This is a genomic window from Zavarzinella sp. (assembly GCA_041399155.1).
Lineage (GTDB): Bacteria > Planctomycetota > Planctomycetia > Gemmatales > Gemmataceae > JAWKTI01.
This window is the reverse complement of sequence record JAWKTI010000001.1, coordinates 230,541-245,390: the sequence shown is the minus strand read 5'-3', so window position 1 is coordinate 245,390 and position 14,850 is coordinate 230,541. Positions and strand designations below refer to the sequence as shown.

General features: G+C 49.5%; 9 protein-coding genes. 2 read left to right on the top strand and 7 right to left on the bottom strand.

The genetic code is table 11. The features are described from left to right. Positions 1–46 precede the first annotated feature (46 nt). The 3 genes from R3B84_01080 to R3B84_01070 form a co-directional block, all read right to left on the bottom strand. Positions 47–2,956 (bottom strand): DUF1549 domain-containing protein, encoded by a 2,910-nt coding sequence (locus R3B84_01080; GenBank protein ID MEZ6139139.1) that lies wholly within the window; start codon positions 2,954–2,956, stop codon positions 47–49. Positions 2,957–3,655: 699 nt separating this feature from the next. Beyond that, positions 3,656–4,135 carry a transposase gene (locus R3B84_01075; protein ID MEZ6139138.1) on the bottom strand — a complete coding sequence of 160 codons (480 nt, stop codon included), beginning with the start codon at positions 4,133–4,135 and terminating at the stop codon, positions 3,656–3,658. Between the two features lie 204 nt (positions 4,136–4,339). Continuing rightward, the gene (locus tag R3B84_01070; protein ID MEZ6139137.1) at positions 4,340–5,473 is read right to left on the bottom strand and encodes a TerC family protein; all 1,134 of its coding nucleotides are present in this window, start codon (positions 5,471–5,473) and stop codon (positions 4,340–4,342) included. A 134-nt stretch (positions 5,474–5,607) separates the two neighbouring features. Between R3B84_01070 and R3B84_01065 the strand changes: the two genes are divergently transcribed. Together R3B84_01065 and R3B84_01060 are read left to right on the top strand one after the other, a co-directional pair. Beyond that, entirely contained in the window at positions 5,608–6,003 is a 396-nt protein-coding gene (locus R3B84_01065) for a BlaI/MecI/CopY family transcriptional regulator (GenBank protein ID MEZ6139136.1), read from the top strand. After that, positions 5,996–8,137 (top strand): M56 family metallopeptidase, encoded by a 2,142-nt coding sequence (locus R3B84_01060; GenBank protein MEZ6139135.1) that lies wholly within the window; start codon positions 5,996–5,998, stop codon positions 8,135–8,137. Before R3B84_01065 ends, R3B84_01060 begins: the two co-directional genes overlap by 8 nt. Positions 8,138–8,215: 78 nt before the next feature. Here the strand turns inward: R3B84_01060 and R3B84_01055 are convergent, their stop codons facing one another. The 4 genes from R3B84_01055 to R3B84_01040 form a co-directional block, all read right to left on the bottom strand. Beyond that, positions 8,216–9,157 (bottom strand): DUF1559 domain-containing protein, encoded by a 942-nt coding sequence (locus R3B84_01055; protein ID MEZ6139134.1) that lies wholly within the window; start codon positions 9,155–9,157, stop codon positions 8,216–8,218. A gap of 391 nt (positions 9,158–9,548) precedes the next feature. Beyond that, a complete protein-coding gene (locus R3B84_01050) occupies positions 9,549–9,959 on the bottom strand; it encodes a gamma-glutamylcyclotransferase family protein (GenBank protein ID MEZ6139133.1) in 411 nt (136 codons plus the stop codon). 12 nt (positions 9,960–9,971) lie between these two features. Next, the gene (locus R3B84_01045; protein MEZ6139132.1) at positions 9,972–11,000 is read right to left on the bottom strand and encodes a MoxR family ATPase; all 1,029 of its coding nucleotides are present in this window, start codon (positions 10,998–11,000) and stop codon (positions 9,972–9,974) included. Then, on the bottom strand, positions 10,997–14,728 hold the full coding sequence (locus tag R3B84_01040; protein MEZ6139131.1) for a PQQ-binding-like beta-propeller repeat protein: 3,732 nt from the start codon (positions 14,726–14,728) through the stop codon (positions 10,997–10,999). Before R3B84_01040 ends, R3B84_01045 begins: the two co-directional genes overlap by 4 nt. Positions 14,729–14,850 lie beyond the last annotated feature (122 nt).

Genomic DNA, 14,850 nt, shown 5'->3' with positions numbered 1-14,850 from the left:
TTTCCGATCAATTAATCACATGTCATTAAATTACACATCATCGATTTTAATCGATGAAAATAAATTCATTAAGATTTGTCAGCACACGGCACGCATTTTCCAAACCATGTTGCTGAGTGTAATTTTCCAGAGCCTGTAATTCCATTTCCGTGGGGGTGCGGGCAAATGCCAATTCCCAGGCATATTGCAACTGCCCACGTAACGTGGGACGTTCTGCCTTTAAGCGATCTGCGAAGTGCTGCACCATGGCAAGAATCAAACGGTCGTTCAATAGTGCAAGTGCTTGCAGTGGGGACTGGGTTTCACTCCGTTTTTCTACCTGCATCGAAGGATCGGCACAGTCCAGCACCGTCATCAGTGGTTGTTGTTGCGATCGCACCAGAAAACGGTAAATACTTCTGCGGTGCAGGTTTGGGTCTGCCACATTCGCCAGATGATATTGGTAGTGTGGGGAATGTTGCGGCTTTTCGACCTGAAAATCCTGAAATGCCGGCCCACCCATTTCCTGGCGTAATTTCCCAGCCATGGCAAGAATCGAATCACGCACCGCCTCGGCTTCCAGTTTTCTTCGATTCATCCGCCAATAAAGTCGATTGCTGGCATCCACCCGTTCGGCAGCGGCATTGGCAACCACTTGCTGGCGGTAGGTGGATGATAACACCAACACGCGGTGCAGGTGCTTGATCGATTGCGTTCTTCGCAACTCGCAAGCCAGCCAATCCAGTAATTCGGGGTGGGTGGGCAACTGTCCCATTTTGCCGAAATCGTTTGGTGTGGAAACCAAACCTTCGCCAAAATGGTACATCCACACACGATTCGCCATTGATCGCCACGTGAGTGGGTTGTCGGTTGCTGTCAGCCATTTGGCTAATGCCACCCGACGTGCTGATTCGGGCTGGTTTTCGGCAATTGGAAACGGATTATTCGCCAGTTGAATCTGAGTGATTGCCCCGGGTGCCACTTCTTTACCTGGTTGGCGAATATCGCCACGGTTCAACAGATATATGGGGCGAGGATTGCCTTCCGGACCCGTACCACGAAAGGCACCATTGCCCTGATGCACGGTGCCGGCATAGACCATCTGGGGTGGGGGCAATTTCGCCAGCGATTGTCGAGTCTCTGTTATTTTTGCCTGCAGTTGCTGGTATTCCTGCCAGCCAGCCTCACCCAGAATTGAAATGGCCAACTCTTGCAGGCGTTGCCTCAGTTTCTGTACCGATTCTGTGGGTACTGCCGCTTTGGCGAAAACGCCATCGGTCAGGTTCTTTTTCTGCCACCGTGGGGGAGCTTCGATCGAATCAAGTGCCCGCACCGCTTTGCCAGAGGAAATCAGTTTGGAGCCGGAAAAAGCCTCCACTTCGGCCATTGCGAAAATAAAATCGTTCTGACGTGGGGCTAATTTTGTCGCACGGACACGAATGAACCGAGTCTGCTTCGCAGAAACTGCAATCGTAACTGGTTGTAAGCCGGGGTTGAGCAGATCGGTTTTGGAAAAGTCCCCCACAACGCGATATTCGTTTTCCTTCTCATTTGACGTGCGAACTTCAACCAGAAATCGCACCGGAAAACCAAAGCCCGCACCGATCTTGTTGAAATCATCGAAACATGGGTGCAGCACAATCTGATCGATGGTGATATCGGAACCAAGATCAATTTCGACCCACTTTTCGGATTCCTGTTTGGCCTCAATTTTACTGTGGTAGCCGAATTCGGCCCGCACATTCCCCTCAACGTGCGGCTTTGCCTGTAATTGCTGCTGAAGTTGATCCCACGCACCCTTGCTTTGGGCTTTCATTTTATTTTCATATTCAGCAATCGTGCGAAGAATGGTGTTCAACTGGGCATTCAGTTCCCCACGTTGCCTGGCAATTTGTGGGTCGCGATCATACGGGCGATCTGCACGGTCGAGTGCGGCGAATACCGCCTGGAGCTGGTAATAATCTTGCTGAGAAATCGGATCGAACTTGTGGTGGTGGCAATTCGCACACTGCACGGTCAGGCTGTTGAAGGTCATCATCGTGGTGGCGACCATATCATCTCGATCAAGGTGGCGGGCAATCCTGCCATCAATCTTCGATTCAGGAACTTCGGCATGGCCAATGAAGTCCCACGGACCTGCAGCAATAAAGCCTAATGCCTCAATCCCGTCCACAGTTCCCGGGAACATGGCATCGCCAGCGAGTTGTTCCTGAATGAATCGAGCGTAGGGTTTGTCCGCATTCAATGCCCGGATGACATAATCGCGGTAGGGCCAGGCATTCGGGCGTGGTTTGTCTTTGTCGTACCCATGGGTATCGCCATAATGTACCAGATCCAGCCAATGTCGGGCCCACCGTTCACCGTAATGTGGCGAAGCCAATAATCGTTCCACCAGCTTTTCGTAAGCATCGGGTGCGGGATCATTCAGAAACAACTGCACCTGTTCTGGCGTAGGTGGCAAACCAAGCAGATCAAAAGATAAACGCCGAATCAATGTTGTGCGGGTGGCTTCGGGTGCTGGCTGTAGGTTCTTTTTCGCCAGTTCCTGCCAGATGAAACGATCTACAGGAGTATTTGCCCACACCTGCCCTGCTGCAGAAACTTCCGGTGGCGGGACTTCCTTTAAGCCTTTGAGTGACCACCATTGGGTGTTGTCGGCAAATTCATCTGGCCAGTTCGCACCAGCGTCAAGCCATTTCTGCAGCAATTCCAGCTCGCGTGGAGATAGGGCTTCCCCTTTTGGTGGCATCCGTTCGCTGGCATCCTTACTGGATACCCGAAGTAGAAGCTCGCTTTTTGCCGCACCGTGGGGCACAATTACCGGACCATTCTCCCCACCTCGAAGTGCGTCAGAGCGGCGGTCAAAACGCAGCCCCCCTTTCGCTTCCGCAGGCCCATGGCAGGCATAGCACTTCGTAACAAAGATCGGCTGGATTTCTTTCCCAAAATCAATCGGTGCCTGCTGTTGGCCCCACATGGTCCCAGAAGCCCAAAGAACAATGGAACAAACGAAGGCCGTATCTAAGAAATATTTGTACACTATGCTACCACAAATCAACAATCATCTGGGTTGATGCTACCATAATTTGTGGTGGGATGCTCGTGAAAAAAGGCCGTTCATCCCAGCAGCCCTGTTGCAATATTGAACAAGGCAACTGTTGCAAAATGCAACACTATGTATTATTTTGCAACAGTCTTTTTTGCCCAGAACAATGAAAATACAAATTTTGTGCCAGAAAACGTGCGTGAATTTGAAATTATCCCACCAACAAAGTCAATTGGCACACCAGTTGCTGATACTTAATCTCATGTCGGTTGCGAGTCCCGACATGTGAAGTTGGTCCAAAAACCAATATTCTCCCTCCACGATGGGCGCGGGAGCCAACGGGTTGCGAGTCCCTGTTGGAGTTACTCCCGCGCCTTCACTTCTTTCTGGGGGGTATCATTGCACAAGCCAAAGTGTGAACTACGAAACACTCACGACAACTTAGTTGGCTGAAAGCGTGTATTTGTTCCTGTTGCTACTAATTCTTGCCTTGTATAGCCCGCAGCGTAAGCAAGGGTTTAAGTTATGTGAACCCTTGCTTACGCTATGAAGACAATACACATTCATTATCAAACCCTTGCTTACGCTTCGGGCTATGAAGTCAATGCACATTCATTAACTGTCCCTTGCTTACACTTCGGGCATCTTTTGAGCTTCTACATATTTCACAGCTTCTTCCAAATAAGTTTCATTTTCGATAATTCTGATATACCCACGTTCGGTGAACCACTTTTTTGGTTGTTCGAATCCCTGTTTAATGTTGTGCTCTGTAAGCGTTTCTGTTAACCGTCGTGAACACCAGGCCTTCAGTTGATTGTGAGTTTGCTTTCCTTCCTTATCAGAAGCCAAGACAATGTGGACATGGTTGACAACTACTGCCAACGCAAATAGCTGCCATTGTTTCCATTTGCAAACTTCGACAATTGTATCTGTGACGATTAACTGCTGGCTTTTAGATAGCAATACCTTTTCAGCAGTCATCTTCGTTCGCATTGCTTCAACAACGCTCGGATCAGGCGGTTGAATAATTGGTATTCCTTTTTTCAGGGAGCCACGCTCATCACCATGCAACCATGTGCCGTATGTTGTCCAGATGATGTGGTAAATCATCGTTGATTACCTCATGGAATTTATTTTTAACGTCTTGTCTTCATGGCTCTTGTCTTCATAGCCCGAAGCGTAAGCAAGGGTTCATATTACACAAACCCTTGCTTACGCTGCGGGCTATGAAGAAAATACAACATTGTTCAAACCCTTGCTTACGCTGCGGGCTATGGATGAAATCGACCCTTGCCATGAAAAAGATGATAACAATCAAATTGCCTTGGCAGTTTCTGGAATCACTTCTTTTTTTCCAGGTCGGATTCGCATATTGATCAGTTCGATCAGCAAAGAAAAGCCCATCGCAAAGTAGATGTAGCCTTTATTCATGTGCTGGCCCATTCCTTCTGCCACCAGCAACACGCCAATCAGAATCAGAAATGCCAGGGCTAGAATTTTTAAGGTAGCGTGTCGGGCGACGAAATTGCTGATCGTTTCTGCAAATGCCATCATTACTCCCATCGCAATAATCATCGCTACCACCATCACCCAGATATCTTCCACCATCCCCAGTGCTGTGATCACCGAATCGAGTGAGAAAATGATGTCCAAGATGGCAATCTGCACCAGCACCGAAACAAATGATGCTTTGCCCACCGTCTGTTGATCTTTGGGCTGGCGTGCGTGCTCGATCTTTTCGTGGATTTCACTGACACTTTTGAAAATGAGGAATGCCCCACCGACCAGCAGAATTAAATCCCGTGTGGAGATTTCCCTGGCTTCCAACCCAGTCAGCAGTGGGAGCTGGGGAATGGTAAAGAGCGGTTTGGTTAAACCCAGCAGAAACGAAAGTGATGCCAGAAGCAGTAACCGCGAAACTAAAGCGATGATCAGGCCCAGTCTGCGTGCCTTTGGCTGCTGCTCCTGGGGCAATTTTGCAGCGATGATTGCCAAAAATACCAAATTATCGATCCCTAAAACAATTTCCATTGCTGCCAGCATCACCAGACCGAGCAGAATTGCCCACATGGTCTGTTCTGAACCTCGCGTGGTGCGTAATTGCCGTAACTCTTTAGTTGATAAGGAGATCGGGCCGTTTTTCTGCAGAATTTCGATCTTGTCTTCCACGAGTTTGCCCGAAAAGTGCTCTTCGTCAATCAGCTCAATCGAATCGTGGCCGGAATCGCTGTCACCATCGCGAAAAACAATCTTTTTGATGAATTTTCCTTCGAATTCCTGGGAGCCGTAGGGTGTTTTTAAATGAAAAGTGGCATTTTTCAGTGATCCCCGTACTTCTTCGCCGTTGGTTTTCACGACGACTGTTTCTTCATTCACTGCGAGTGGTTCATCGCCCGCGAAGGCACAGAAAATCGCAAGCAGTCCCAAACTTAATGTCCAGATTCTCATTTTTTCCTCAGCAAATGCCTTACACAGCAATCTCTCATCTTACCAATTCTGCCACGTCGCCTGGATTGTAACAACCCACTTGACACCACATGTGGGGCGGTTACAATACCTAAGTCTTAAAGAGTTAGGTGAAAATGGTGAACGAGCTTCCCTCTCCCACTGGACGTGAACTGGAAATCCTGAAGGTCCTGTGGGATCACGGTGCGTCCAGTGTGCGGCAGGTCCACCTGCAGATGCAGGCAAATATGATCGAACCGATTGCCTACAACACGGTGCAGACATTGTTGCGGATCATGCAGACCAAGAATCTGGTCGACTATGCGGTGGAAGGCCGCACGTTCATCTATACCGCACGATACAGTCGAGAGGAATCGGCAACGCGGTTTCTGGATCGCGTGTTTGATGGTGCCGCCACCAACTTAATGATGACCCTGATTCGGGCTGAAAAAATCCCAGCAGAAGAATTGGAAAAGATTTCAGCAATGATTGCTGCCGCACGTGCGGACCAGACGGGGGCGAACTGTGACTGATTTTCTCATTAATCACTACCACGGTGCCGTCCAGGCATTGCTAGCCACTGCCACCATCTCTTTACTGGGTTGGTGGGGAGTGCGTTACCTGTTGCGGCAACCGATTCACCGCGTTTTCTGGTCAACCTGCACCATGTTGGCCACGCTGGGTGCGTTGTTGCTTTGTGCGTTGCCCGCGATCTGGAAAATTCCTGTTGTGACTGGAACGATTGCAGTCCAGCAGACAGCTGAAGTGCCACCTGCTACCGGAAAAGATGATAGTTCTCTCATCGTTGCATCACCCGTGACGGTTTTGTTTCCCAATCAATTGGTGATGAACGAGAACGCACCAATGTTGAATGGAATACCTCAGATTGCCGTGCCACCAGGAGAAAAGTTAAAGAACGCTCATCGATTGCAAACGCTCGCACCAAAGCAAATTGATGAGAAAGTACAAGCGGGTTATGTTGCCGCACCACCTGCGCTGAAAGAATCAACGCAAGTTACCTGGTGGCATGTCGTTGTGGCAATTTACCTGGTTGGCTTGCTGGTGGGTGCGGTGCGGATGATCTGGGCTGCCGTTCAGGTACAGCGTATCTGGAAGCATTCGTTACCCATCCCACCTGTTTATCGGGCACGGTGCGAAGAAATTGCCCGCACACTGACGTTGCGAAAATATGATTTTCATGTTTCCCACGTCATCCGTGGTGCCAGTTGCTTTGGCATCTGGAAGCCACGAGTGGTGCTGTCGCTTGATCTGCTGTTTCAACCGCAGCAGTTAGAGGGGGTGATTCGCCACGAAGTGAGTCACCTGGAAAGAAAAGACCCTGCCCGCCTGTTGCTGGCTGGGGTGTATCAAACTGTTTTCTGGATCTTTCCGTGGGGACACTGGCTGGTACGCGAAATGCGCGTAGCTCAGGAAATGCTTGCAGATCGCCTGGCATTAGGTGAAAAGCTAGCTCCAGTGGCTTATGCAGAAATGTTGTTGATGTATTCCCAGGCAGGGCGAATGCCCGCACTTGCTATGGGAATGTCCCACGGTCGTTCCCAGTTATATCGGAGGATCGAAATGTTAGTGAAGTCGGAGAAAAAAATGCAAACGAAGATGTCGAAGCTATGGCGTGGTGTGTTCGCAGGTGTCGTAGGTACGACAGCCCTGGTGTTGGGTGGAATTGCTCTGCAACCTACCACAGAAATTGTGGCTGCACCACCTGCACCGAAAAAAGAAGAAAAAGAAGCTCCCAAGGTAGACGCACCGAAGCCACCTGTTCAGCAGGGAGAAATCCGCGACGACTTTGACAAAATGCGGATTGATCTGGAAAAAATGCAGGCGGAAATGATGCAGCGTATTCAGCAGCTGATGCAAAAAATGCCACAGCAACCTGGCGTAGCAGCGCCTGTTTTCCCAGGTGGTGGCGTGCAGGGCCGGATCATCATCAATGGACCAAACGGGATGCAGGCGTTTAATCCATTTGCACCCATCGGTGGACAAGGCCGTCTGGGTATTACCGTGGATCGCCCCAACGAAACACTGATCAATCAACTCGACCTGCCAGTGGACCGTGGTCTGATTGCGAAAGATGTTCCAGCACAATCTGTTGCTGGGAAAGCGGGTATCAAGCCCCACGATATTATTCTGGAAGTGAATGGCAAAGCGGTGCCCAACGATCCTGCAGCATTCAAGAAGAATATTGATGAGATCAAGCCAGATACTGCAGTTGATATTGTGGTGCTTCGAAAAGGGAAAAAAGAAACCATCAAGGATGTAAAACTTCCTGAAGTGAAAGAGGAACCAATGGCGGCACCATTCCCAGGTATTCAGGTGATTCCGATCAATCCTGGTAACCTGCCAGGTGGCTTTGCACCTGTCTTTCCTGTGCCTCCAGTTGTTGCACCACCCATCCCTGCTTTCCCTCAAGGTGCAAACATTGCCCAGGAATCGATGCAGGTTCAGATTTCTGGCGATAGCTTCACCGCCATTGTTACTTCCAATGGTGTGAAAGTCAGCGTGGCAGGTTCGAAAGAAACCGGTTCACCCGTGGCAGACAGCATTGTTATTGAAGACAACGGTAAAACCACCACCGTTGATTCAATGGACAAAGTTCCCGCACAGTACAAGCCACTGGCAGAAAAGGCACTGAAAGGGATCAAATAGTTGAAGCTTGTGGCTGTGACGAACATTCACTGTTTGTGCATTCAATCAGTTTCCGAATAGAAATGCAACTTTTCAAAATCAATCAATCGAATTGACTTCCCCACCATTGCGGCTGCCCATTGCATTAAAGGCTGTAGGTGTTACCGAGTTTCGCACAAAGCGGCAGGAACCATCGCCCAGGCACACATTCACGCCACCTGTATGATGGCTGCGGGTATAGAGTACCACCGCACCAGCATTCACAATCGGTGCACGTGGGGTAGTGATGCCCTGATAACTCTGCACGTCGGGCGTGGGGGTATTCGGTGGGCCAAAGGTGCTGAACCAGTTGTTCCCTTCCCAGGAATTACTGTATCGGCCTCGTAGATCGTTGCGGTTAGTATCGCGAACCACGTTGATTTCGCCCACCATGATGGTGTTTGACAGGCCATCGGTAACATCAGATAACCGCGTACGGGATTTGACAAAGAACATACCATTCATGTTCTGTCCGTTAGCACTATAAGTGGTTGAACCAGCACACACCACATAGTTGGTGTGCATCCCCTGCTTCTGCGATGCTGTGGCACCTGTGGGATAGGTAACTGTGTTGCCATCGAGCGTATCTGTTTTGGGGCTGTTCGGATCTGATGGGCACATTAGAGTCGGGATGAGGGTTTGCTTGTCCGGTGCCAGTAATGCCCAGTTACCATTGATGGCGACAGATGCTTCATACAGTCGGTAAAGATTATCCTGTTCGATGTATGGCAACAATGGTTGCACCCAGCAGCCACGTATCCATGGGGCATCGTTGGAATAAAAATTGTTGTACTGCCCTTGTGGCAAAGTTCCCACGCCATCGTTGTGGGCGTGCATCCCAATGCCAAGTTGTTTGAGATTATTGGTACACTTACTGCGGTTAGCAGCTTCCCGAACTTTCTGAACTGCGGGCAAGAGCAAGCCAATCAGGATTGCGATAATTGCAATCACCACCAATAATTCGATCAATGTGAAGCCGGAACGATGATACTTTTTCGACACGACTAATTCTCCTGAAATGATGAGAAAAGAGGGATCGTGAATACGATCCGCTAATTTTTCAATCGTAATCTGTGGCGTGAAATTACACAAGAGACTTTCAAACAATTGTTTGAAAATGAGAAAAATTTCACCCTGCGGTATGGATGCAACAGGTTCCGACATCGACACAAACCACAGCATGTACGTTTTTTCACGCACATATCATATATCCACGGTAAGGTTAAAATCAGGAATTTTGTTGTACTGTGAGCGAGAAATTTCAAAAGTACTTCGTCGCAAGTTCTTTTAAGGTAATTACTTGAGTCAATGGGAACTATTTTGGATATTCTGGACAAATAACAATCAGGCGAATGTCAGGATGTCACAAGAAAGGTTAAGTATGAAAATTATTTCATACTCGGTGCCATGTTGAATAGTCCCCAGTGGGAACCAACACGGCACTTTCTGGGATGCTGTGCATGACGTAAGTCCAGGCCTGGCACGTGCTGCGGTTGAACTCTACGGATACCACAAGCCTTTCATATAAGTCAGGTATGGTACTAGCTGGGCCAATCCCTTCATAACTATCTAGCGCAGCAATAGTTTCGGCAAATTGATCTTCGTGAAGCTGATAAAGTTCACCCACAACTGGTGAGGTTACCTGATTGGTGAACTGAATTGCCGGGTATGTTCCAAGATCGTATAAACAGGCACAGTGCAGGCGGGCAGCACCCAGCAATGTGGCCCTGCTGGCTAAATAGTTACTCATCGGATGTGACGAACTACTGAGTAAAGTGCCATAAACGAACAATGGATGGTTCATTTCCAGACCCTGCTATCCCCCACTGGATGTGGGAATGGCCTGCAATAATTTTTCCACAATATTGTCTGAAGTAATGCCATCCGCTTCAGCATTAAAATTGGTTAAGATGCGATGACGCAGAACGGGCAGTGCAACTTTCTTAATATCATCCGTGCTGACATACGTGCGGCCATGCAGTAACGCACGTGCTTTCCCAGCCAGTATCAGGTATTGGCTGGCACGTGGGCCTGCACCCCAGGTGACATATTCCCGGATCAGTTCACTGCCAGGGGTTTCCGAATTTTTGCGTGTGGCACGTGCCAACTGCATCGCATAACGAATGACATGCGGTGCCGCAGGAACCTTCAGCACCAATTGCTGCATTTCCAGCAATTCCGGCCCACTGACAACACGTTCAATTAATGCCTTCTTTGGCTTGGTGGTCGCTTCAACAATGAGATATTCTTCATCTTCACTGGGGTAATCAACCAGCACATTGAACATAAAGCGGTCGAGTTGGGCTTCTGGCAATGGGTAGGTGCCTTCCTGCTCAATTGGATTCTGCGTCGCCAGTACAAAAAAAGGATCTGGCAACGTGTGTCGTGTCCCACTGACGGTTACCTGGCGTTCGGCCATCGCTTCCAACAGTGCAGATTGCGTTTTGGGTGGGGTGCGGTTGATTTCGTCGGCCAGCAGCACATTGGAAAACAACGGCCCACGGAAAAACTGAAAGCCACGGGTACCGGAAACCGGATCATCCTGCAGAATTTCCGTACCAGTAACATCGGAAGGCATCAGGTCGGGAGTAAACTGTATCCGGTTGAAAGTGAGTTCCATTGCCTCGGCCAGCGTGCGGATCATCAGTGTTTTCGCCAGTCCAGGCACCCCCACAAGCAGGCAGTGGCCACGTGCCAGTAAAGCAATGAGCAGTTGCTCTAACACATCATTCTGCCCCACAATGACTTTGCGGCACTCAGCCAGCACCCGTTCTGCCGTGCGACGCAACTGGTCGGCGGCATCCAGATCGGCAAACTCTTCGATTGTCCCCTCAGTCACAGTCATGGCGTTTCCTTGTTGGTCGGTATGGGCAACGGTGCCGGAAATCGGTGAATCGCCCGATTCGTCATCAGCACCATTTCTTTCCTGCCAGATGGGAATTTTATGACCAATTCCGGCCCACCTGCAAGCAGTTTTGAAATCGCTTCCATTTTCCCGGTTGCGGGCTGCACCACCTGCACGGGAAGTGGGTGATCGTCCCATCCCAATAGTGGGAATTCCAGGATGCGAAACCACTGGCGATGAATCAGCCATTGTGCGAGATGGTCTGCCCAGTAACCAGTTCCCTGATTTGGCGTAAGTGCTTTTGGCGTAAGAATCAGCGATTGGTTGGCCCAATGAATCTGCGTATATTTCTCCGCCTGGGGCAGCAGTTGCCGCCAGGTACGTTTGCCAGGAATCAAGTCCAGTTGGCCAACATGGGTATCGGTAATGAAAGTGGCAAATTGTTGCTGCAATTGAATATCGTGTACCTGAATGCCCAGATAGACTTCTTCCTGCCACAGTTTTTTGCCCGTTTGGCGGGAGATCAGATTGGCAACAACGCCATAATTGCGTTTTTCCAGCACCAGAATGCCCCAGTTAGAATCGATGATGCCTGCTGGGGCACCAGCATGGTCAAATTCGTTGTCGAATGATAGCTGCCAGTTCAATTTGCCTGCTTTGGTTTGCAGGCTGGCGATCAGATTGCTGAATGACAATATGGCGATATCACCATCAATAGCATGGCATACCGCTTGCCCACGTGGGAATTTTTTGTACCAGATTTCTTTGGGAACAGTGTGCGTCAGGTCCCAGCATACCACTTTCCCAGTGGTATCAACTGTCAGTAATTGTCTATTTTCGAGCAGTGTCGCCGATTGAAAATGCTCATAAACATCATTTTCTATCCGTAAGTGCCCAAGCAAATTCCCCGTAGTTCGATCATAGATCACCACCGAACGTTGATTGTGGCAAAAGAAGCACAATTGCTGCTGGTTTTGTGCCACCAACAAAAAAGCAGAATTGGTTTCCCGTTCTGGTGCGAAGTAGTTTCCCGCATGAAAAACGGGTAGAGAATTGGCCAGAATCTGCCATAACAGTTTGCCTGTTTGCAGGTTACACGCAGCAACGCCCTGCGGGCCCACGATCAGGCATTGCTCTACATCGCCGTGCGTGCTTTCCGCTGCAAAATCCAGTTCAATCAGTCGGTTCTGATCCAGAAAATCCACTTGCTGCCCACGCTGTACAGCCAGGGGACCATTTCCCGAAAGTGGGATGCCCAACGGATAGGTCTTTGTGTTGAACATGCCGTTCTTAACCACAGTCTGTTCCTGTTTCAGCACATCTAATGGTGTTCTCGTCGGGGGAACGACCGCCCCTGATACGAAATGAATCTTTTTTAAATCCGGTTTCGTGGTCAATTTCTTAGGAGCTGCCCAATCCGAATACCGTCTGGGAATGCCCTGTTCATCACGAATAGAAAACAGTGGTGAATCAGTGGGGATATCGCTGTTCGTGCCTGCCAATAGTTTGATGCGGGGATCAATTGTTGCAGGCAGTTCAGGCAACCGACCCCGTAACTGCAGATAGCGTTGCACGAGATCCCACTGAAGAGTCAGTGGCAGATCTGGTGTGACTTGCAGACACTGTTCTAAGTCGCGTGCGGTGGCAGCATTGAAGATATCTTTCCACTGTGGGGAACCTGGAACAGTTGATTGCAGGTTCTTTTCTGGTGCATCAAACGCTTCCCACTGATAACTTGCCAGGCTAACTGCATCGATAGACAACAGACGATTTCGATGTAAGTATAGATTTCCAAAAGATTTACGAATGGAAGCTCGCTGCGTCTTTCCTGTTGCTGGATCGAGGAAATGCAATGCATTTTTGGTGGGCCACAGCACCGTATCGTGGGATAACAGCCCACGTCCAAAAGTATGCGAACCGTTAGGATCGTGGATGGTCCAGCCGGTATCACCAGAATCAGCACCAGAAAAAATCGAAATCCCACGGATACCTGGAAGTCCGCCACGGAAGGTAGTAATCAACCGATTATGAGCAACACCCAGCATCTGGTATACGTGCACTTCAGTTAATTCCCACCGTAACGCTCCTGTGTGCAGATTCAGGCAAATTAACCGTTCCGCATCCGGTGGGGCAAGAAACACCTGTTCTTCCGCAACAAGGGCCGGGCAGGTATCCCGCACCATGACGATGTTATCGTCCCGTTGTGGGTAGTGATGTTGCCAGAGAAAGTTGCCGCTCAGAGCTTCCAGACCAAAAACGATCCCCGCACCCGGTGTAACGATTAAAGTGTTGCCAGAAATCGTCAGTTGCAACTGTGAAATCGGCTCGTCCAGACGATCCCTGATTTGTTGCAACTTCTTTTCCCACAGTAGTATTGGTGGGGATTCATCCTCGTTCCAGGTGTAGCACGCAACGTGGTGACTGCCGCCCGTGCCTTCTTCGGTCCAGAAAGTGGCATACAAGCGGGTATTGTGGTAGACCGGGCAGCCAGTCCAGATGCGAACCGAATCACTTTTCGGTGGGGACAATTTCCAAAGCAACTTACGTTTGGGGCCGTCGTTCACCTTCCCAAAGCAGGCGATGTAACTGATCGACTGATCGGCATCCAGATTGAGAGGTACGGCCAGTTTCCCACCCATGTTGGCCAACAGCCGATCATCCACCCTGCTTAGCGTGGTGGGCTGGGGGTGATCGCTGGGAAATGAATTTTCAATAATCGCTTGATCGTGATAATGAATTGTCGTTTCTGGCTTTTGCAATGGTATCCCCACCAGGCGGGCGTTGGATGCAAAAAAAAGTTCATCTTCAAAGACCAGCGGGTGAAAACCCACCGCACGTGGATGGTGTGGGGTATTGTCTGGAAAAATCTCAGGATTCTTGAATGGCAGTGGCAGAGGAACTTCCCACGCAGGCGATTCTGCAAAATAATAAGGCAAACTTTCGACTTGAGTGGCATTTCGGTCAACAAACCCACCAAAAGTGGTACGATCCACACGGGTTCGGTCAACAGGCAGTGCCAGTTTCGATGCATTTTTCAGGTGAACCCGCAGCAGTTCAACCAGTTTTCCTTCCTGACGCCATAGTTTACCAGTTGCTTCCGGAGCCGTTTGCTTTAACTTGTCCAGGTGCAACTGGGCCTGGGGCAGTTCGCCTCGAATGATCTGGATGAAAATAATTTCCGCAAGTGCTTGTGCTGCAGGTGTTTGCGGATTAGGAAATCGCAAGCTCGATTCACCTGCGGTGCGTGGCAACAACCAATGCCAGTATTGTTCTGCTGCCAGCAGATCCCCACGTTGGGTGGCACGCCTTGCCAGTTCCTTGATTGCTTGTTCCGTAGGTGTGGCACAAAAAAAACGCCCCACAATATCCTGCAGGGAGGCATCATTTTTCTCAGTCAAGGCTGTCTTCAACAGATTCTGTACCTGACCATCCAGTCGGTTTCGATAAACCGCTAATGTTTCCGTCGGAAAAAGTGATATGTAGCGATGAACCTCCCACCGTGCCTGCAAATGGTGACGCTGATCGGCAGGAACAAGTTCGTTGGGTGCAGTGTCGAGAATTTTTTGAAATGCACTGAGCGATTCAGTCCACTTTGCAGCAGCGGCCAGTTGTCGGGCACTTTCCAACTGAGCGAGCACGGGATTATCGAGAATCCTGTCCTGTGCCCAACCGGATGTGGCCAGCAGCAGATGAAACGACAATATTCTTACGAATAAACGACTGTTCAATCTTTTCCTCTTTTTCTGCTGCTTTCAAGTGGGGATTCTCAACTATTTTACAGGCTTAGCAGAGAAATTTTCCTGAAAGTAAGAAAATTCTACCCCACAGAAATTAGACTGGTTTGTTCCAA